A 20581-nucleotide genomic window follows, 5' to 3' on the forward strand; every position below is an offset into this window, starting at 1 on the left:
TCAGCGACAGAATCAACTGCCCTGCCGTCTAGCCAATCGGGCGGCCCAAGTCACCGTTCGTTTGCGGGTCGAACGTGTCGGGCGCGATATTTTCCTCAGGCACGGCCGGTGCCGGTTCCGCCACCATGCGGCGCGGGTTCAAAATCGCGAACGAGGCGACCAGCAGCACGACCGAAATCGCTTCGATAATCATCGACTGGGCGATGTTCGCGGTCAGCGGATCGTTCATCAGTCCGAACACGCGCCCGGTAAAGGCCAGGGCGACCATCGCGGCAGCGCCCAGCAGCCATTCGCGCCGACCCGGCATCAGCCCGACCAGTGCCGCAAGGCCCGTGCCGATGAAGAATGCGCCCATATCGGCGCGGATCGCGCTCAGCCCCGTGGCATTTTGCTGGCCGAGTTCGAACTGTGCGATGATGGTCTGCGGATCGAGCAGCGCCCGCGCGCCGATGATGACGAACAATGCGGCGAATCCGGCGACAAGCAGGCGAATGACCCAGGTCATGAGTGGTCGATCCTTTTCCCAAAGACTTTGGCAGCCTTGTTATGAACATGCACCAGGCGTGTCCAGCATGGCAGGACAACGGATGCACGGGGCATTCGATCCGATAAAGCATGTAAACACGCGTCACCGGTCGCAGCGGATGTCGGCTGTCATTTTTGCTGGTTATCGGCTGCGCCGCTTTCCGATAGCCTGCCCGGCACAAGGCATAAGCGGCAAGGAGAGCGGTGATGGATCTGGGCCTCAAGGGCAAGAAGGTGATCATGAATGGCGGCGGGCACGGCCTGGGCCTCGCATCGCTGCGGCATTTTGCCGCCGAGGGGGCAGATGTCGCCTTCCTGTCGCGCGACCCGGCCAAGGTGGAGGCTGCGGTCAAGGCCATCGATGCCGCCGGGCCCGGCAAGGTGCACGGCACCGCGATCGACATTACCGGCGATGCAGAAGGTTATAAGGGCTGGCTCAACGGCTGTCTCGACGCGCTGGGCGGCTGCGATATCTTCGTCCATACCGCCAGCGCCTCGGGCCAGGGTGCAACCGGCGACTGGCAGCGCTGCCTGGACATGGACATCATGAACGCGGTGCACGGGGTCGAAGTGCTGACCCCGGCGCTGACCGAATCGGGCACGGGATCGATCGTGTTCATGTCGTCGACCGCCGCGCTCGAAACCTTTGTCGCGCCCCAAGCCTTCAATGCGCTGAAAGCTGCGCTGATCACTTATGGATCGCAGCTTTCCCAGGCGCTCGCGGGCCAGGGCATCCGCGTCAACTGCATCTCGCCCGGCGCGATCGAATATCCCGGGGGCAACTGGGAGATGATCAAGGGCGTCGTCCCCGCGCTGTACGAAGGCACTCTGGCGAAAATGCCTATGGGCCGGTTCGGCGAGCCCGAAGAGGTTGCGAAAGCCATCGTCTTCGTCGCCAGCCCCGCCTGCCCGTACATGACCGGGGCGAATGTCGTCATCGATGGCGGCTTTACCCAGCGCGTCCAGTTCTGATCCCCGCGAAAGGCTTGCCATGAAGCTCTATCAATCGATCGGCCCCAACCCCAGGGTCGTGCTGATGTTCCTGGAAGAGAAAGGCGCTGTCATCGACCGCGCCTTTGTCGACATCATGAAGGGCGAGAACCGCAGCCCCGATTTCGTCGCCAAGAACCCGTTCGGCCAGGTGCCGCTGCTCGAGATGGACGATGGCAGCTATCTGTCGGAAAGCACCGCGATCTGCGGCTATATCGAGGAGAAATTCCCAACGCCCGCGCTGATCGGCAGCACCGCCGAAGAGCGCGCGGTGACCAATATGCTGATCCGCCGCCTCGATTATGATGTCGTCGCGCCGATGACGACCGGCTTTCGCGGGTCAGAAGGCCTGCCGATGTTCCAGAGCCGGATGCGCTGCCTGCCCGAAGCCGCGGACGGCCTGAAGGCCTGCGCGCGCGATGGCCTGGCCGCGTTCGATGCGCTGCTGGCAGGCAAGACCTGGCTGGCGGGGGATCGTTTCACGCTCGCCGACATCCTGCTCTATTGCCTGACCGAGTTCGGCAAGATGGTGGGCCAGCCGCTGCCCGATGGGCTGGCGAACCTTACCGCCTGGTCCGAGCGGGTCGCCGCGCGGCCCAGCGCTGCTGCCAGCCTCGACGCCAAGAAAGGGGTCGCATGACATGAGCATCGACCGGGAAAAACTGCTCGATATCTACACGCGCACGATGAAGGTCGCGCGCTTCGACGAGAAGATGCGCTCGCTGCTGATGAGCGGCAAGCTCGCCACCATCTATTACACGATGCGCGGCCAGGAGCTGGTGACATCGGCGATGATGGCGGCCTTGAACCAGGACGATTATCTCGTCACCACCTATCGCGGCCAGCATGACCAGATCGCCAAGGGCGTGCCGCTCGACCTGCTGATCGCCGAGATTGCCGGCCGCGCCACCGGCACCTGCAAGGGAAAGGGCGGATCGATGCACATCACCCATCCGGCGACCGGCGTGATGGTCACGACGGGCGTGGTGGGCTCCGGCCTGCCAATCGCCAACGGCCTCGCGCTCTCCAGCCAGAACCGCAAGGACGGCAAGGTCACCGTCACCTGTTTCGGCGATGGCGCGACCAATATCGGCGCGTTCCACGAGGCGATGAACATGGCGCAGCTCTACAGGCTGCCGGTGATCTTCCTGTGCCAGAACAACCGCTATGGCGAGCATACCAGCTTTGCCGATCACACCAAGGTCGACAGCATCGTCACCCGCGCCGCCGCCTATGGCATGAAGGGCGTGAAGGTCGATGGCAATGATGCGCTCGCCATGTATCAGGTCGCGCAGGAGGCGGTCGACCGCGCCCGCGCCGGCGAGGGCCCGACGCTGATCGAGGCGATGTGCTACCGGATGATGGGGCATTTCTTCGGCGCGGACTTCTCGTACATGCCGCCCGAGCATATCGAGGAAATGAAGGCGGAAGACCCGCTGCCCAAGCTCAATGCGCTGATGCTCGAGCATCAGTTCACGCAAGGCGAGCTCGACGCGATCGTCGCCAGGCTGGAAGCCGAGATCGAGGCGGCGGTCGAGTTCGCCTTCAACAGCCCGTTCCCGGATGCGGACGAAATCCGCAAGGATGTGTTCGAAGAGGAGATCGCGGCATGAGCGAGGCAGCGACGCTGGACGCCAAGGCGGACAAGACGGCCAAGGTGAAACAGATCACCATGGTCCAGGCGCTCAACGCGGCGATCGACGAGGCGATGGCAGCGGACGAGGGCGTCATCCTGCTGGGCGAGGACGTCGCGGCCAAACAGGGCGGCGGCGTGTTCAAGGTCTCGTCGGGCCTGACCGAGAAATATGGCGAGCACCGCATCCGCGCGACGCCGATTTCCGAACAGGCGATCATGGGTGCGTGCGTCGGCGCAGCGCTCACCGGCATGCGGCCGATTGCCGAGATCATGCTGATGAACTTCGTCACCGTGGCGATGGACCAGATCGTCAACCATGCCGCGAAACTGCGGTTCATGAGCGGCGGGCAGACCAATGTGCCGATGGTCATCCGCACCACCACCGGCGTCGGCGTCGGCTTTGGCGGCCAGCATTCGGACATGCTGGAGGCCTGGTTCGCACATGTACCGGGGCTGAAGATCGTCACGCCCTCGAACGCTGCCGATGCCAAGGGGCTGATGCGCAGCGCGATAGAATGCAACGACCCGGTGATCTTCATCGAGAACATCCTGTGCTACGGCCTCAAGTCCGATGACCCGGGCACCGACTACCGCGTGCCTTTGAGCAAGGCGGCGGTCGCGCGCGAGGGCAGCGACGTGTCGCTGATCACCTATGGCCGCACCGTGCTCGATGCGCTGGAGGTGGCAGGCCAGCTCGCCGAACAGGGGATTTCGGTCGAGGTGATCGATCTGCGCACCATTGCGCCGTATGACGAGGCGACGGTTACCGCATCGGTGCGCAAGACCGGTCGCGCGGTCGTGCTGCACGAGGCGGTGCGGAGCTTTGGCACCGGCGCGGAAATTGCCTCGCGGCTGCACGAAAGCCTGTTCAACGAACTGAAGGCCCCGGTGCAGCGCATCGGCGGCGCGTTTTCCGCCGTGCCGATGGCCAGCGTGCTCGAACAGGCCTGGATCCCCAAGAAGGAAGAGATCGCGGATGCGATCCGCACGACGATGGAATGGAAGCGATAATGTCGGCCGAAATCCGCATCCCCAAGCTCGGCATGAGCGTCACCGAGGTCACCCTGATCGAATGGATGTTCGGCGATGGCGAGACCGTGGAAAAGGGCGACGTGCTCTACACGGTCGAGACCGACAAGAGCACCACCGAGATCGAGGCGCAGGATTCAGGCGTGCTGCGCGTCACCGGCGAAGAGGGCGAGACCTACAAGATCGGCGATGTGATCGGCACGATCGGCTGAAGCCGGCGCCCTGCCGATCAGGCCGGATCCGCGCCCATCGCCTGGGCCGCAGCATCGAGCACCGTCATCGGCATCGGCCCCGATTCCAGCACCAGCGCGTGGAACGCCTTCACGTCGAAGGAAGCGCCTAGCGCCGCCCGGGCCTTTTCGCGCGCCGCGACCAGCGCATTTGCGCCCACCTTGAAGCTGCACGCCTGGCCGGGATAGACCGCATAGCGCGTCACTTCGCGGTCGGTCGCCTCGGGCTGTTCGCCCGCATTCTCGACCATCCACGCCACCGCCTGCGCCTTGGTCCAGCGGTGATGATGCAGCCCGGTATCGACCACGATCCGCGCCGCGCGGAACAGGTTCGATTGCAGATAGCCGATCCGGCCGAAGGGATCGTTCTCATAGATGCCCAGTTCATCCGCGACCTGCTGGGCATAGAGCGCCCAGCCCTCGGTATAGGCGGAAAAGCGGACCATTCGCCGGAACAGCGGCAGCGCCGGTGCCTCGGAGAGCACGCTCGCCTGATAATGGTGCCCCGGTATGCCTTCATGATGGGTCAGCGTCGGCAGCCGCCAGGTGACATGCTCGGCCGGGTTCTTGAGGTTGAGCGAATAGACGCCCGGCTCGCCCGGCGCGCCTTCGGAATAAAAGGCGCCCGGTGCCCCGGCCTCGATCGTGGGCGAAATCCGCCGCACGACGATCGGCTTGATCGCATGCGGCTTGAACGCGCCGGACATGCGCGCGGAAATCGCGTCGAGCTGGCCCGTGGCGAGCGCCAGCAGCTGCTCGCGCCCGGCATCATCATCGCTGACGCGGAACCGCGCATCGCCGTTCAGCGCGGCGATCCGGTCGATCACGCTGCCGCTGGTCAGCCCCTGCGCGCTCAGCAGCGTATCGATCTCCGCCGTGATTGCGCGGCACTGGTCCAGCCCGATGCGGTGCAGTTCGGCAGGTGACGTATCGACGGTGGTGTTCGATCGCACCGCAGCGGCATAATAGGCATCGCCATCGGGCAGCTTCCACACCCCGGCGCGATCGTCTGCACGCGGGGCCAAGGCCTCCAGCGCGTCGATCTGACGACTAAGAGCAGGCTGGATCTGGTCGCGAAATATCGCGAACGCCCGCGCCGAAACATCGCCCAGCCCTTTGGCGCGGACGCGGCGCAGCGCAGGGGCGATGAGCGCGGATTGCTCGGGCGTGCCGTCGCGCAGCGCCTTGATCTGCGTGATCGTGCGGACCAGCACGAAATCGGGCGGGATCACGCCCAGCCCGGCATCGTGGCGGATGCGCTCGCTCTCCTGATCGAGCGCGACGGCAAAGGCCGACAATCGACCCAGCCATGCCTCCACATCCTGAGCCGTGTCGATCGGGTGGCGACTGCCGATGAAGTCGGGCAGCCAGTAATAGGCCCCGTTCATCTGGCTGACGACATAGGGGCTGGGGCGTAGGTTGCCGTCGACATAGCCATAGCGGCCCAGCAGATCGTCGAGCGTCTGATAGACGAACAGCGCGACATCATGGTCCAGCCGCCCGCGCGCAGAGAGCGACGCCACGCGGATGCTGCCCAGCTGGGCGAGCGCCTGTTTGATCGCTTCCTGATCGGCGCCGCGCGCACCCAGCGAGCGATCGTCGAGCCGTGCACGCAGGGCCGCATTCGCGCCGGTATCAAAGCCGTTGCCGGTCGCCTCTTCGGGCGATCTGCGCAGATAGGCCTCGCTGTGCCGCTGCAGCATCGCCGCCAGCCTGGCGTCGGCGCCCTGCTGCTGCGCGCGGCCATGCACAGGCACTAGCCCGGCAAGACCGCTCGCCGCGGCCATCCCGATAAAGCCCCGGCGATCGATCATGTCATGCTCCAGATATTTCTAGTCCCGGTACGCGGTAAAGGATGGGGACGGCCGCGACCAGAGCCGTCCCCAGACTGGCATCAGAATTTATAGCCCAGGCTTGCCCCGAACATCCGGAACGAGGGTTCGACCTGAACGCCGCTGTAAAAGGCCTTTTCATAGGCATTGGCATAGAAGTCCGCCTTGAACAGGTTCTCGACGAACACGACCGCGCGGATTTTCTCGTCCTCGATGCCCAGGCGCAGGTTGACGTTGTGATAGCTGGGGCTTTCGAACGGTTCGCCGGCGACATTCTGGTACAGATAGTAGAACGGGTTGGAGATCATCGAGGAGCGGAAATTCCATTCCGCGCGCGCAAAGGCCTCGAACCGGTCGCCGATCGGCACGGTATACTGGGTTTGCGCACCCAGCGTCCATTGCGGCGCATTGGTCAGGTCTTCGCCCGAAATGTCGATGATCACCCCGTCGATCAGCGCATTGGGATAATCGATATACTTGGTCTTGTTATAGCCGACATTGCCGCTGAGGTTCCAGTTGTCGGTCAGCCGCGCATCGAAGCTCGCCTCGATACCATAGCTTTCCGCCGACGCCGCGTTGGCAATGCCGCTCACCCCGCGCAGCAGGCCCGTGGCGGGATCGATGAACTGGAAGCGGATGGTCTGCTGCACATCCTTCCAGTCCATGTAGAAGGCGGTGACGTCGACCCGCAGACGGTTGTCGAACAGGTTGAACTTCGAGCCGACTTCATAGTTCCACAGCGTTTCGGGCGCGAATTCATTGGTCAGCGCCGCGCTGTTGGTGGTTTGCGTGCCGCCCGACTTGAACCCGCGCGAGGCGGTGGCGAAGAACATCAGGTCGGTGTTCGGCTTGTAGGTCAGCGTGAACTTGGGCGACAGGTCCTCGAAATCGGCAGCGCGGTCATTGTTGCCGGTGACGATCGTGTTGGACCGGGTCTGCGAGACGTTGGTGACCTTTTCCCACGAATAGCGCAGGCCCGCCGTGGCGGAGAACTGTTCGGAGAAGTTGACCGTGCCCTGCGCGAAGATCGCGAAATAGCGGCTGGAGCTGTTGCCATCGGCGCCCGTCACTTCAAGCCCGCTGCAATTTCCGGCCCGCGCGGCGGGGCAGAGCGGGCTCGCCGCGCCGTGGAAGGTGGACTGGTCGCTGACGCCGGTGTCCTTGCCGAGCGAGGTGCCGATGCTCCAGTCGAAGACCTGTGTCCCCGTCGATTGCAGCCGCAGTTCGCCGCTGGTCGACTTGCGGGTGAGCACCAGGTCTTCATAGAAGAAGTCGCGGCTGCCGCCATCGACATCGCCGAAGTTGAACGAATCGGCGACGAGATGGCCGCCCACCGCGGTCAGCTCGGCCAGGCCCAGATCCCAGACCGCGCGGGTGCTGAAATATTCGAACTTGGTGCCCACGCTCTGCGGGCGGTTGAAGTTCACGCGGCTGTTGTTTTGCGGGAAGAAGCCGACTCCGTCGGGATCGCCGATCAGACCGGCGGTCTTGCCGTAATAGACCGACGCCCAGGTGCGCGTGACAAAGCCGGTGGGAACGCCATTGCGCATGCCCACCTCTTCATCCGAATAATTGTAGATGAAATCCCAGGTGAGATTGTCCATCGGGGTGAAGCGCAGCTGGACCCGGCCGGTATAATATTCGCTGTCGTTGCCGCCGCCGATGGCGTTGATGTTGCGGATATTGCCATCGGACTTTTCGAACTGGCCCGATGCGCGCAAGGCGAGGACACCGGGGATGATCGGCACGTTGATCACACCCTGCGCACGCTTGGTGTCAAAGCTGCTGTAGCCGATCTCGAACTCACCCTCGAACCGGTCGACCGGCTTCTTGGTGATGATGTTGATGGCGCCGCCAACCGCGTTGCGGCCGAAATAGGTGCCTTGCGGCCCGCGCAGGATCTCGATCCGCTCAAGATCGACGATCTGCGGATTGCTGGTGCCCGCCGCGACGTTGAATTCGTCGACATAGAAGGCGTAGCTCGACTGGCGGACATCGGCAAAGGGGTTGAGCTGGTTGGAAATCCCGCGGATCGACAGGTCCTTGCGATCGCGCGATCCGTTCGACTGGAAGCTGACATTGGGCGTCATCGCGAAATAGTCTTCGACGCTCTGGATGTTCTGGTCCTTGATCGTCTCGGCGCTGAGCGCGGTGATGGCGATCGGCACATCCTGCAGGCTCTGCTCGCGGCGCTGCGCGGTGACGACAATGTCCGTGGTGCCGACCGATTCTTCGGCCTCCTGCGCCAGGGCCGGCACGGCGGCCAGGCTGAACATCATGGCGGTGGCAGCCGTTCCGATGATGAACCGGCTGCGGCCACGCAGGCAAGAACTACGATATGTCATGATACAAACCCCCTCTTCACCGGCGGAGCACTCCGCCGGTTCCTGTGTTTCAAACCTCTCCGAATTCGCCTTTTTCGGGGCTTCACTTAGTCCAGCATTGCGCGTCGAGCGGGTCTTTGCCCGCTTCGAGCGTGTGCCGTACCAGCACGATGGACGCGATCTTGCCGCCCTTCAGTTCGGCATGGCCCGCAGCCAGCGAACAGCCGGTCTTGCCGTCGCGGCGCGAGCGGATCACGTGATAGGTGTAGACCCGGTCGGGAGTCTCGAAGACGTCCTTGAACGGCACCACGATCTCGACATCGCCGCCACCGGCCTGGATCTTCTGGAAATGCGTCGCCCATTGCTGGACACCGTTGATCACCATCTTGCCTTCCAGCACCAGCGTCGCTTCGGGCGTGAAGAAGCGCGAGAAGTTCTCCGGGGTATAGGCACCCGGAGTCTTGAACGCCTCGTTCCACCAGACGAACATCCTGGAGACGACATCGGTGGCCGGCTTTTCCTGCGCGACGGCAGGGCTGGCCAGGCCAAGGGCAGCGATGGCAGACGCGATGAGCAGCGATTTCTTCACATGAGGCTCCCTGGAATTTTGTTGCTTGTTCAAGGCCCGTTGCGGCGCCCTGTTGCGAGAAGTGTCCGTCAGTTGAACTGTTGTTTCAACAACATTGTAAATCCGGTTTCGTTGCGTTTGCCGCAATGGTCAGCCCGGCATCACGGCTTTCGGTCGTCGCGGATCACCTTGCCGCCCTTCATCACGAAGCCGATGGTGCGCAGCGCCGAGATGCTGGCGAGCGGATCGGCATCGACCGCGACGATATCGGCGTAATAGCCAGGTCTCAGCGCCCCTGTTTCGCCATCGACACCCAGCATCCGCGCGGGCTCTATCGTCGCCGCGCGCAGCGCCTGGGCAGGGGTCATCCCCGCCTCGACATAGATTTCAGCCTCGCGAACAGTCGCGGTGGTGCCCTCATTGGGCTCCCAGGGATATTGGTCGGTGCCCAATGCGATGCTGACGCCTGCCGCAATGGCGTCGCGCAGCGACTGGATATGCGCCTTGCCGACCGAATCCACCCGGTCCAGATACCAGGGCGGCGATCCGATCTTGCGATAGAATTCCTTGGCCCCGCTTTGCGAGACAACGATGGTCGGGACGTACCAAACGCCCTTCTGCTTCATCTTCCTGAGCACCGGCGGCGTCAGGAAATAGCCATGTTCGAAACAGTCGATCCCGGCATCGATCGCCGCTTCCGAGGCGATGGGCGAGCCGGTATGCCCGGTCACCTTGACGCCGTTGCGGTGCGCGACCTCGATCGCGGTCGTCAGCTCTGCATCGGTAAATGGCGATGCGCCGATATCGCCATGGGTATCGGAAATGCCGCCCGATATCCCGAGCTTGATCCAGGTCGCGCCCGCGCGCACCTGTTCGCGCACCGCGCGCGAGAATTCCGCAGGGCCGTTGACCTCGGTCTTGCCATGCCCGCCCGTCGCGACGATCGAGGAGCCGGCGGTATGGATACGCGGACCATCGAACAGGCCTGAATCGATCGCGCGCTTAAGCGTGAAGTCGACCCCGGCATCCGATCCGGTCAGCCGCATCGTGGTCACGCCCGAGCGCAGCGATTTCTGCGCATTGTCGAGCGATCGCAGCACCATGGAATCGGGCGTTTCATTGTAGATGCGCGATGCCCCCGGCAGGTTGAGCGCCAGATGGACGTGCATGTTCATCAGGCCCGGGATCAGCCATTTGCCATCCATCGGGATGACCCTGGCATCGGGCGGCACCGGGATCGATGCGCGCGGGCCGATCTGCTTGATCCGCTCGCCCTCGATCAGCACCACCGCATCGCGGATCGGGGCCTTGCCATCCAGATCGACGACGCTGCCGCCCACCAGCGCGATGGTTTCTGCGCTGGCCGGCATGGCAGCCAGTGCGCCGTATAATGCGGCAAAGGCGATGTACCGGTATTTCATGCGACCCCCCCTTGATGGTGGCACGCCCGCCTGATCAGCGAGCGATGGTTTCAGGCGCGCTGTCGTTGCGGTAGATCACCCCGCCCTTCATCACGAATTCGAGCGTGCGCAGCGCCGATATGTCCTTGGTCGGATCGGCAGTTACCGCAACGATATCGGCATATTGGCCGGCAACGATGCGTCCCACGTTCTTGTCCACGCCCAGCATGGCGGCGGGCCGGATCGTTGCAGCCTGCAGCGCCTGGAGCGGGGTCATGCCGGCCTTCTGGTACAGCTCGGCCTCGGCCACGGTGGCGGTGGTGCCGCCATTGGGCTCGAACGGGAACTGATCGGTGCCCAGCGCGACATTGACGCCCAGCCGGATCGCCTTTTGCAGCATCGCCCAATGGTCCTTGCCGGTCGATGCCACGCGATCGAGATACCAGTCGGGCGCGCCGATCTTGCGGTAGAATTCATAGGCGCCCGGCTGGCTGACCACGATGGTCGGCACCAGCCACACGCCCTTTTTCTTCATCTCGGCCAGCACCGCGTCGTCGAGATGATAGCCGTGTTCGAAGCAGTCGATGCCGAATTTCAGCGCCTGGCGCGCGGCTTCGGACGAGCCGTTATGCGCGGTGACCTTGACGCCGTTGCGATGCGCCACCTCGATGATCGTCGACAGCTCTTCATCGGTCATCGGTGCGGCGGCAATATCGCCATGCGTGTCGGAAATGCCCCCCGAGATCGCGATCTTGATCCAGCTGGCCCCTTGCTTGATCTGCTGCCGCGCGACCTTGCTCAGCTCTGCCGGGCCATCGGCCTCGAGCGAACCATGGCCGCCGGTCGGCACGATCAGCTCGCCTGCGGTCTCGATCCGCGGCCCGATGGCCTGGCCCTTGCCGATCGCCCGCTTGAGCATGAAGTCGAGCCCGCGATCCTCGGCGGTCAGGCGCACCGTCGTGACGCCCGCCATCAGCGTACGATAGGCATTCGAGGCCATGCGCAGCGCCTGCTCGCCGTCCTTTTCGTTGATCAGCTCCGCACCTTCAGCCCCCGGCAGCTTGAGGCCGAAATGGACGTGCATGTTCATGAGACCCGGGACCAGCCACTTGCCATCCATCCGCACCACCTTGGCGGCTGGGGGTACAGTGATCGACGCCGATGGGCCGACGCGGACGATCCGTTCGCCCTCCACCAGCACGACGGCATCGCGAATCGCAGTGCCGGTATCGACATCGACCACGGTCCCGCCGACCAGCGCGGTCACCGGGGCCGGAGGCGCTGCGGGGGCGGCTGGCTGCGCCTGTGCCGTCAGCGGCGCGGCGACCAGCCCCAATATGGCCGCGAATCCAGCCTTGCCCTGCCCTCGTTTCATCCCGTGACCCTCCGTTGCATAAGTGCTGCCAAGCCTGCGGCAATATCCGGGGAAAACAATGCGGAAGGCCGGCTCAATTCGTTGCGCCAAACGCAACATAAGATCATAATCCGTACGCCAAGGACAACGCAAAAGGAGAAATTCCCTGCGTTTTTCGTGACTTGATCCTCTTGCGGAGCATATGCTGGCGTCTTCGCCTTGCGCTTGCATTATTGCTGCAGTGCGACACGATCAGCAACAAGCGAAAAGCACAAAATGGGGAACACGATGCATATGCTGCCATTCCAACCGTCACGCCGGACGTTGATCGGCATGCTGGCGGCCAGCGCCGTGCCCTCCTTGCCCGCATTCGCGCTCGAATCCTCGGCATCGGGTGCCTTGCGGGCCCTGCTGGAACGGAGCGCCAATGCCGATGCCGCGCTCGACCCGTTGCGCGCCGCGCGCAATGGCAAGACCGGCGGCCCGCTGTTCGTCGATCCGCTGAGCGATGGCTATGCCGCGACCTTGCAGGCCAACAAGCGCGCCGAGCTGGCCGAGTTGGGTCAGATCGACCGCGCCGCCCTGCCCGAGGCTGAACGCATCGCATTTGACGTGTTCGATTATCAGACCCGCCAGACGCTGACCCTGTTCGACACCGGGCTGTTCGACATCCAGCGCATGGCGCCGCTCAACCCGTCCTTCGGCCTGCATGTCGAGTTCCCCGATTTCCTCTCCAGCGGGGCTGCGCCGTTCGCCACATCCCAGGATTATGACGCTGCCCTCAGCCGGATCGACGGGTTCGTCGGCTATATGGACAGCACCATCAGCCGCCTCAAGCAGGGCCGCGCCCAGGGCTATGTGCAACCGCGCGTGATCGTGTACAACGTGCTCGCCCAGGTTCAGGCGATGCTGAAGCTACCGGTCGAACAGAGCCCGTTCTGGGTGGGCATCACCCGCATGCCCGCTTCCATCAAGCCGGCCGAGCGCGAGCGGATCACCGCGGCATTCCGCAAGGCGGTAGAAGGCAAGGTCTATCCGGCCTATCAGGCCTGGGCGACCTATCTTGCTGGCACCTATCTTGCCGATGCGCCCGAAGCGCCGGGGCTTTGCGCGATGAAGAACGGCGATGCGCTCTATGCCTGGGATCTGGCGCGACACACCACGACCAACCGCTCTGCCGACGATATCCATGCGCTGGGCCTGTCCGAAGTTGCCCGTATCCGTGCCGAGATGGAGGCGGTGCGCAGCAAGGTCGGCTTCGAGGGCGATCTCAAGGCGTTTTTCGAGCATGTCCGCACCGATCCGCGCTATTATTGCAAGACGCCCGACGAGCTGCTTGGCCGGTTCAAGGCGATCGAGGCGCGGATCTGGCCTGCCATCCCCCGGCTGTTCCATGAACGGCCCAAGGCCCCGTTCGAAGTCCGCCCGCTGCCCGCGCTCGGCGATCAGCGCGGCACCGGCTATTATCGCGTTGGCCCGCCCGATGGGGTTTCGCCCGGCATCCTGTTTTTCAACATGTCGATGCTGGGCACCCGGCCCATCCCGACGCTGGAAACGCTGACGCTGCACGAGGGCATTCCGGGGCATCACTTCCAGTTGACCCTGGCAGCGGAGAATGCGGCGCTGCCCCCGTTGCTGCGGCACGGCCAGGCCACCGCCTATACCGAAGGCTGGGGGCTTTATGCCGAATCGCTGGGCCCCGAGCTTGGGATGTTCACCGACTCGATGCAGCTGTTCGGGCATCTCGACATGGAGATGCTGCGCGCGGTGCGGCTGGTGGTCGATACCGGCATTCATGCCAAGCAATGGGAGCGGCAGCAGGCGATCGACTATATGCTCGCCAACACCTCGATGGCGCCGCGCGATGTGGTGGTCGAGATCGACCGCTATATCGCCTATCCGGGCCAGGCCTGTTCGTACAAGATCGGCGAGCTCAAGTTTCGCGAGCTGCGCATGGCGGCGGCCAAGGCGCTGGGCGATGCCTTCGATGTCCGCGATTACCATCACCAGGTGCTGTCGACCGGCGCGCTGCCGATGGATGTGCTCGATGCCAAGATTCGGCGCTGGATTGCGGCGGGCGGCGGACGGGGCTGATCATGGCACAGTCCCAGCCTGCCCCGTCGCGCCGCCACCGCTGGCTGCTGCTGGTCCCGTTCCTCTGGCAGATCGGCGGCATTCCGCTGGTCAATGACATTGCGTGGCGACCCTTTTCGCTGCCCTTTCCGATGGTCTGGCAGATGGCGGGTATCGTGGTCACCTCGCTGATCATCGCCTTCATCTTCTCGATCGATCGCCAGCATCCCGAGTTCGAGGACGCGGCCGAACCTGCCCCGCCGGTCGGAGACGCATCATGATCCTGGCGCTGACCCTGGCGGTGGTGCTGGGGACCATGGCGGGCGCGCTGCTGTCTGCCCGGCGGCAGGCAAAGGCGCGGACGCTGGCCGACTGGGCCGTGGGCGGCCGCCGGTTCGGCGTGCTGGTCTTCTGGTTTCTCAATGCGGGCGAGATCTACACGACCTTTGCGGTGCTGGGCATATCGGGCTTTGCCTGGGCGCATGGCGCACCGGCCTATCTCGCGCTCACCTCGGTCTCGCTGTCGGCGACCATCGGCTATTGGCTGATGCCCAATATCTGGAATGCCGGGCGCAGGTTCGGACTGGTCACCCAGGCGGATTTCTTTGCCAGCCATTACAACGCCACCTGGCTGGGGGTGGTCGTGGGCATAGCCGGGATCGCCGCGCTGATCGTCTATGTGCAGATCCAGATCGTCGCGCTGAGCCTCATCGTGCGGATGACTCTCGGGCCCGACATATCGACCGTTGCAGCCGCGTGCATCGCGGCGGTTGTGATGCTGGCCTTTGTGTATTTTGCCGGGCTGCGCAGCGCCGCCTTCGCCGCCGGGGTCAAGGATGTGCTGATGCTGCTGATCGTGGTGGCCCTGTGCGCCACGGTCGCCTCGAAGGTCGGCGCAAGCTCGATGCTGGACGTCTACCGCATGGCGCAGGACCAGTATCCCGGCATCGGAAGACTGCCCGGCCTGCAACCCGATGCGGGCATGTCGACCATCTGGCTGATGACCGCCGCGCTCAACGTGGCCCTGGGCAACTGGATCCTGCCGCATCTGTTCCAGCTATGCTTTTCTGCAGGCTCGGAAGCGACGATCCGGCGCAATGCCATCTGGCAGCCGCTCTACTCGCTGTCCTATTTCTTCATCATCCTGCTGGGGCTCGCGGCGCTGCTGGCGGGCACCCAGCCAGCGGGCGGCGATACCAATGCCGTGCTGCTGCAGTTCGTGTCGGACCGCTACCCGGCATGGGCGGTGGGCATCTTTGCCGGAACCGCGTGCCTGCTGGCGCTGGTTCCCGGATCGGTGCTGCTGCTGACGTCCGGATCGATCTTCAGCCGCAACATCCTGCTGCCGATGGTGCCGCACCTGTCGGATCGGCACGCGCTGCTGGCATCGCGGCTGTCGATGATCGTGTTTGCAGCGATCGCGGTCTGGCTGACCCTGGGCGGGTCGCGATCGCTGGTCGAGATCGGCCTGTCCGCCTATGCCGCGATCGGCATGCTGGCCCCCGGGGTCTATTTCGCCTTTCTCTGGCCGCGGGCGCATGCCTGGGGCGTGCTGATCGGGATCATCGTCGGCTATGCCGCGTTGCTGCTGCCTCAGGCCCTGGCTCTTTGGGACGCGCTGCTGCCCGGCTGGGACCATGGGCTGGTGGCGATGGCGATCAACGCAGCCGTCACCGCGCTTGTCTGCCTGGTCTGGCCTCGCCAGCGCGCGCCTGCGCCGCTTTCGGCCTGAAGACCGACCTTGGCATCAGCTCCAGGTTTTCAGGCGGGTCTCCAGCACCCCCATCAGCCGCGCCGGCGCGCCCTCAAGCTGCCGCCCCAGCCGGTGGATCAGGCTGACGGTGCTGTGCTCGATCGCATCGTCCAGCAAGGGCCGCGCGACCAGGCTGCCCTCTTCCAGCTCTGCCAGCGCCGAGATGCGCGGCAGCACCGTCAGCGCGCGCCCGGCCTTGGCGATCTCGCGCATCATCTGGATCGACGTGGTCACCAGCCGCGGCTCAAGCCAGGTCTGCGCGCGCTTTTCGGCATGGTTGAGCGTGCTGCGGATACGGAAGCCCTGGGGCGGCAGGCACAGTTCGAACTGGCTGAGATCGGCGATGGTCAGCGCATCCATCGCCGCTGCCGGATGGCCCGGCGCGCACAGCACCATCAACGGCTGCTCCACCGTCGTGCGGGTGCGGATCTTGGGCTCGCTGGTGGTGTGCAGGATCATGCCGATATGCGCCTCGTCATCGAGCACCATGCGAATGATCTCGGAGCTGGCGCAGCTGGTAACGGTGATCGAAATGCCCGGATTGCGCCGCTGGAAATTCTCGATCAGCGCCGTGAACGACGGCCCGAAAAATCCCTCGCCAATCGCCAGGTCGATGCGCCCGGACTTGACCTCGCGCAGTTCCTGCACCCGGGTGAGCAGCGCCTCGCGATCGGCCATCTGGTTCTTGTGATAATCGAACAGCAGCTGCCCCGCCTCTGTCAGCCGGATCGAGCGGCGTCCGCGCTCGATCAGCGCAATCCCCATCTCGCTTTCCAGCTGCGCGATCTGGCGGCTGATCGATGACGTCGCCACCCCGATCTTGTCGCTCGCTAGCCGCATCGAACCGAGCGTTGCCGCCTCGTAAAAATAGTGGAGCGCGTTGTCCCACATGACGGACCGTCCTTTCGAGCGTTGCGATTCTGCAACGCCAGATTGCCTATCGTTGCGCCAAGCGCAATCAATTTCGCCTTTTGATGTCCTTGCTGCTAGGGCAGCTTGGCCTCACGGGGTGTTGATCTATATGGCTGAACTGGGGGAGCTGAATTCATGAACAAAAGAGAGCGCGCCAGTTGGCAGGGATATATCCCGGCGATCACCACACCGTTCGATGCGGATCATGCGCTTGATCTGGGCGCGCTGGGCAAGCTGCTGGAATGGCTGCACGCCGAAGGGATGCACGGGTTGCTGATCGCGGGGACCACCGGTGAATGGCCCAGCATGACGGCGGAAGAATGCAAGGCGCTGTTTTCGGCGACCGGCAACCAGCTCAGCGGCAAGCTGCCGCTGCTCGCCGGGTGCACCGCCTTCACCGCCAAGCGCGTGCTGGAACTGGCCGATCACGCCGCAGACAGCGGTTTCGACGCGATCGTGGTCACCCCGCCCCCCTATTACCGGCCGCTGCCTGACGAGATCTACGGTTTCTACCGCGCGATCTCGGATGGCACCCGGCTGCCGGTGTGCGTCTATAACTGGCCTCCGGGGACGGGCATCGACATGCCGGTCGATCTGCTCAGGCGCATTGCCTCGCTCGACAATGTCGTTGCGATCAAGCAGTCGACCAGCGATCTGCGCCGTTTTCTCGACACCTTTTTCGCGCTCAAGGACGAAATCCGCATCTTCGGCCATGCGATGGACGAACACGGTCTGGCGCTGCTCGAATCGCGTGGCGGCGACGGAACCATGGGCGCAGGCGGCGTGCTGGGCCGGATCCATGCGGATTTCTACAATCATCTCTGGGCCGGCGATATTGACGCTGCGCGCGAATGCGGCCGCAAGGATCGGTTGATCCTGGATGCGTGGTACACGCCCGAACTGGTCGGCCGCTTCGGATCGGGCCCTGCCATTCTCAAGGCCGCGCTCAATGTCCAGGGGCTTCCCGGCGGCCATGTCCGTCCGCCGCTGCAGGATGTCAGCGCGCAGGATGTCGAACGAATCCGGGAGACTCTGGTCGCGCTCGGGCGCATCTAGCATTCATGGAACAGGCGGATGTCGCGATCATAGGGGGCGGGCTGGTCGGCTGTGCGACCGCCTGGCGGCTCGCCCGCAAGGGGGCGAGCGTCGCGCTGGTCGAGGCTGGCGACATCAATGCCGGCGCGTCCGGACAGAATGCCGGATCGCTGCACTTCCAGATCGAACGCCGCTTCCTGGAAAATGGCGATGACCTGGCGGACCAGGGCGCGCAGATCGTGGCCTTGAGCCGCCATGCGGTCATCGACTGGCGGACGATCGAGGACGAACTGGACGCCGACCTGCACGTGGCCATGCACGGCGGGCTGATGGTCGCGGAAACAGCCGAGCAGGTCGCGCTGCTCGAGCGCAAGGCCGAACGCGAGAGCCGCGAGGGGCTGGCGGTGCGGACCATCGACGGCGATGCGGCACGCGCGCTCGCGCCCTATCTGGCCCCCGGCATATTGGCCGCGAATTTCTCCGCCGACGAAGGCCATGCCGATCCGCGCGCGATCACGCCGGCCCTGGCCGATGCCGCCCGCCGCGAGGGGGCATCGATCCGCACCGCAGCGCCCGTGCGGCAACTGACGCGCGAGAACGGCCGCTTCACCGTGCGCGGGGATGGCTTTGCCGTCAGCGCCAGCCAGCTGCTGGTGGCGGCGGGGGCATGGACGGCGCAGATCTGCGCGATGATCAACATCCACATGCCGATCTATCCGGTGGCGCTGCTGATGAACGCCACCGAACGCACCCCGCCCATGGTGCCGCACCTGGTGCAGCATGTCGGACGGCGGCTGTCGCTCAAGCAGACCCATGCGGGCAATCTGCTGATCGGCGGAGGCTGGCCTTCGCAGCTGGCCCAGACCGGGGACGGCAGCTTCGATCTGTCGGCCAAGGCGCAGCTGATCCCTGAATCGCTGACCGGCAATCTGATGGCAGCGCGCGACGTGGTTCCGGGCGTCACCCGGCTGAACCTGATCCGCAGCTGGACGGGCATCACAGCGATCACAGCGGACCAGCTGCCGATAGCAGGTCCCGTGCCGCGCATGCCGGGGCTCTGGGTCGCGGCGGGCGGATCGGCCTTCACGCTGGGCCTCACCTTTGCGCGGATGCTGGCCGAGGCGATGAGCGGAGGCGAGCAGGACGCGCTGGCTTTGCTGTCGCCGGCGCGGTTCGAGCATCTGAACGGATTCATGGGATGAGCGCCAACCGTATCACCCAGGGTGTAGAGCGCGGCGCGCCGATCTCGATCATCGTCGATGGCGTTTCCGTCGCCTGCTTTGCCGGGGAGACATTGGCGACCGCGATGCTGGCGGCGGGGCAAAGCGCCTTCCGGTCCGATCTCAACAACCAGCCGCGCGGGCTGCTGTGCAACATGGGCAGCTGCTACGAGTGCCAGGTGACGGTCGTCGCGACCGGGCACCGGGTACGCGCCTGCCTGACACCCGCGCGGGACGGGATGGAGATCGCCACTCATGGTTGATCGCAGCGCCCATTTCGATGTCGTGATCATCGGCGGCGGCCCGGCCGGCCAGGCGGCAGCGCTTGCCTTGTCGGGTCACGGGCTCGATATCGCGGTGATCGACGAGCAGCCAAGGCCCGGCGGGCAGATCCTGCGCCAGCCGCCTGCCGGTTTCTCGGTGAGCGGCTGGCTCGGTAGCCGGAGCTACCGCCCGCTCAAGGCGCTGCTTGCCCGGTTCGAGGCACAGCAGGGCGTCACCTGGCTGGGCGAGCATTCTGTGATCGGGCTGCAGACAGGGTCGGTCATGGCGATGGGACCCAGGGGTGCCTTGACCCTATCGGCGCGGCACATCGTGATCGCGGGCGGCTGCCATGATCTTGCCGTGCCTGTCCCCGGCTGGACGCTGCCCGGCGTCTATGCCGCAGGCGCTGTTCAGGCCTTTATCAAGGGCCAGCAATTGCTGGTGGGAGAGCGCATCCTGCTGGCCGGAACGCACCCGCTGCAGCTCATCATCGCGGCGCAGATCGTCGCAGCCGGGGGCAAGGTGGCCGCTGTGCTGTTCGCGCAACCGCGCAGCGCGATGCTGCAGGCGCTAGCACGCCATCCGATGGCTGCCCTGCGGCGTGCGCCCGATCTGCTCGCGAGCGCTGCGGCAATCAGGACGCTGGCAAAAGCCGGCACGCCCGTGCTGTATGGCGCGCGGATCGAAGCGATCGAAGGACGCGGAAGCGTCGCGGGTGCACGGACCAGCGCCGGCAGGTTCGACTGCGACGCAGTGGGGCTGTGCTACGGCTTCGTTCCGCAATCCATCCTGCCGCGCATGGCAGGCGCCCGAATGCAGGCGGCCGGCCCTGCAGGCGGCTGGGCCTGCGTGCATGATGGCTATATGCGCATCTCCGTCCCGGGCATCTCGGTGGCAGGCGAGACGGCGGGTGTCGCCGGCGCAGAGGCCGCAGCAGCAGGCGGTGCGCTGGCCGGGATCGGCGTCAGGCTGGCGCTCGGGCTGATCAGCGCCGAAGCTGCCGAACGGGCCGCGCGCGAACCCCGGCAGCGCCTCGCGCGCCACCGCGCCTTTGCCGCGCTGCTCGATGCTGTGGCCGACCCGCGCGACCATTTTCCAGTGCCAGAGGCCGATACCATCATCTGCCGCTGCGAGGATGTCGACCACGCCACGCTCGCCGGGCAGGTCGGCAGCGGCGGCACGGCCAATGCGGTCAAGCTCGCGACGCGGTGCGGCATGGGACCGTGCCAGGGCCGCAATTGCGAGCCCAGCCTGTTGCGGATGATCTCGCCAGACGGGCCCGGCGAGGACCCCGGCTTTACCCCGCGCTTTCCGGCGCGGCCGGTGGCCATTGCCGATCTGCTGCCGTCCGAATGAGCGCGCCGCGCTGCATTGCGCCATCGGCAACGACTTTTACGCTCATGTTGCGTTGCGCAACGCCTGATCGCTCCGCAATA

19 protein-coding genes are annotated in these 20581 nt (G+C 64.9%); 12 read left to right on the forward strand and 7 right to left on the reverse strand.

Annotated features, from left to right (window positions below; translation table 11 throughout):
* Nucleotides 1–28: 28 nt before the first annotated feature.
* Entirely contained in the window at nt 29–505 is a 477-nt protein-coding gene (locus OU999_12140) for a DUF4345 family protein (GenBank protein ID WAC22497.1), read from the reverse strand.
* Nucleotides 506–732: 227 nt separating this feature from the next.
* Here OU999_12140 and OU999_12145 point away from each other — a divergent pair, with 227 nt between their 5' ends.
* From OU999_12145 to OU999_12165, 5 genes are read left to right on the forward strand one after another with little or no spacing between them, the layout of a single operon-like run.
* Nucleotides 733–1497 carry an SDR family oxidoreductase gene (locus OU999_12145; GenBank protein WAC22498.1) on the forward strand — a complete coding sequence of 255 codons (765 nt, stop codon included), beginning with the start codon at nt 733–735 and terminating at the stop codon, nt 1495–1497.
* A gap of 19 nt (nt 1498–1516) precedes the next feature.
* Entirely contained in the window at nt 1517–2155 is a 639-nt protein-coding gene (locus OU999_12150; protein WAC22499.1) for a glutathione S-transferase family protein, read from the forward strand.
* 1 nt (nt 2156) lies between these two features.
* On the forward strand, nt 2157–3128 hold the full coding sequence (locus OU999_12155; GenBank protein ID WAC22500.1) for a thiamine pyrophosphate-dependent dehydrogenase E1 component subunit alpha: 972 nt from the start codon (nt 2157–2159) through the stop codon (nt 3126–3128).
* The gene (locus OU999_12160; protein ID WAC22501.1) at nt 3125–4162 is read left to right on the forward strand and encodes an alpha-ketoacid dehydrogenase subunit beta; all 1038 of its coding nucleotides are present in this window, start codon (nt 3125–3127) and stop codon (nt 4160–4162) included. The genes OU999_12155 and OU999_12160 overlap by 4 nt, the downstream gene beginning before the upstream one ends.
* On the forward strand, nt 4162–4392 hold the full coding sequence (locus tag OU999_12165) for a dihydrolipoamide acyltransferase (GenBank protein ID WAC22502.1): 231 nt from the start codon (nt 4162–4164) through the stop codon (nt 4390–4392). The genes OU999_12160 and OU999_12165 overlap by 1 nt, the downstream gene beginning before the upstream one ends.
* Nucleotides 4393–4409: 17 nt before the next feature.
* On the opposite strand, the gene OU999_12170 is transcribed toward OU999_12165, so the two are convergent.
* The 5 genes from OU999_12170 to OU999_12190 form a co-directional block, all read right to left on the reverse strand.
* Nucleotides 4410–6224: a DUF885 domain-containing protein gene (locus OU999_12170; GenBank protein WAC22503.1), complete on the reverse strand. Its 1815-nt coding sequence runs from the start codon at nt 6222–6224 to the stop codon at nt 4410–4412.
* A gap of 80 nt (nt 6225–6304) precedes the next feature.
* Nucleotides 6305–8587 carry a TonB-dependent receptor gene (locus OU999_12175; GenBank protein WAC22504.1) on the reverse strand — a complete coding sequence of 761 codons (2283 nt, stop codon included), beginning with the start codon at nt 8585–8587 and terminating at the stop codon, nt 6305–6307.
* An 82-nt stretch (nt 8588–8669) separates the two neighbouring features.
* Nucleotides 8670–9155: a hypothetical protein gene (locus tag OU999_12180; GenBank protein WAC22505.1), complete on the reverse strand. Its 486-nt coding sequence runs from the start codon at nt 9153–9155 to the stop codon at nt 8670–8672.
* Between the two features lie 140 nt (nt 9156–9295).
* Complete coding sequence (locus tag OU999_12185) at nt 9296–10555, reverse strand: amidohydrolase family protein (protein ID WAC22506.1); 1260 nt, start codon at nt 10553–10555, stop codon at nt 9296–9298.
* Between the two features lie 34 nt (nt 10556–10589).
* Nucleotides 10590–11909, reverse strand: coding sequence for an amidohydrolase family protein (locus OU999_12190; protein WAC22507.1), 1320 nt, complete (start codon nt 11907–11909; stop codon nt 10590–10592).
* 267 nt (nt 11910–12176) lie between these two features.
* Here OU999_12190 and OU999_12195 point away from each other — a divergent pair, with 267 nt between their 5' ends.
* From OU999_12195 to OU999_12205, 3 genes are read left to right on the forward strand one after another with little or no spacing between them, the layout of a single operon-like run.
* Nucleotides 12177–13982 (forward strand): DUF885 domain-containing protein, encoded by a 1806-nt coding sequence (locus OU999_12195; protein WAC22508.1) that lies wholly within the window; start codon nt 12177–12179, stop codon nt 13980–13982.
* A gap of 2 nt (nt 13983–13984) precedes the next feature.
* Nucleotides 13985–14242, forward strand: coding sequence for a DUF3311 domain-containing protein (locus OU999_12200; GenBank protein ID WAC22509.1), 258 nt, complete (start codon nt 13985–13987; stop codon nt 14240–14242).
* Nucleotides 14239–15693: a sodium:solute symporter family protein gene (locus OU999_12205; protein WAC22510.1), complete on the forward strand. Its 1455-nt coding sequence runs from the start codon at nt 14239–14241 to the stop codon at nt 15691–15693. The genes OU999_12200 and OU999_12205 overlap by 4 nt, the downstream gene beginning before the upstream one ends.
* 15 nt (nt 15694–15708) lie before the next feature.
* Here OU999_12205 and OU999_12210 read toward each other — a convergent pair whose 3' ends face one another.
* Nucleotides 15709–16605, reverse strand: a complete 897-nt coding sequence (locus tag OU999_12210) for a LysR family transcriptional regulator (GenBank protein ID WAC22511.1) — start codon at nt 16603–16605, stop codon at nt 15709–15711.
* A 156-nt stretch (nt 16606–16761) separates the two neighbouring features.
* Between OU999_12210 and OU999_12215 the strand changes: the two genes are divergently transcribed.
* Genes OU999_12215 through OU999_12230 form a run of 4 tightly spaced genes read left to right on the forward strand, consistent with a single transcriptional unit; the run spans nt 16762 to nt 20501 of the window.
* Nucleotides 16762–17682 carry a dihydrodipicolinate synthase family protein gene (locus tag OU999_12215; GenBank protein WAC22512.1) on the forward strand — a complete coding sequence of 307 codons (921 nt, stop codon included), beginning with the start codon at nt 16762–16764 and terminating at the stop codon, nt 17680–17682.
* Between the two features lie 5 nt (nt 17683–17687).
* A complete protein-coding gene (locus tag OU999_12220; GenBank protein WAC22513.1) occupies nt 17688–18863 on the forward strand; it encodes an FAD-dependent oxidoreductase in 1176 nt (391 codons plus the stop codon).
* Complete coding sequence (locus OU999_12225; GenBank protein WAC22514.1) at nt 18860–19144, forward strand: (2Fe-2S)-binding protein; 285 nt, start codon at nt 18860–18862, stop codon at nt 19142–19144. The genes OU999_12220 and OU999_12225 overlap by 4 nt, the downstream gene beginning before the upstream one ends.
* Nucleotides 19137–20501 carry an NAD(P)/FAD-dependent oxidoreductase gene (locus OU999_12230; GenBank protein WAC22515.1) on the forward strand — a complete coding sequence of 455 codons (1365 nt, stop codon included), beginning with the start codon at nt 19137–19139 and terminating at the stop codon, nt 20499–20501. The genes OU999_12225 and OU999_12230 overlap by 8 nt, the downstream gene beginning before the upstream one ends.
* Nucleotides 20502–20581 lie beyond the last annotated feature (80 nt).

This window comes from Blastomonas sp. SL216 (genome assembly GCA_026625625.1).
Lineage (GTDB): Bacteria > Pseudomonadota > Alphaproteobacteria > Sphingomonadales > Sphingomonadaceae > Blastomonas.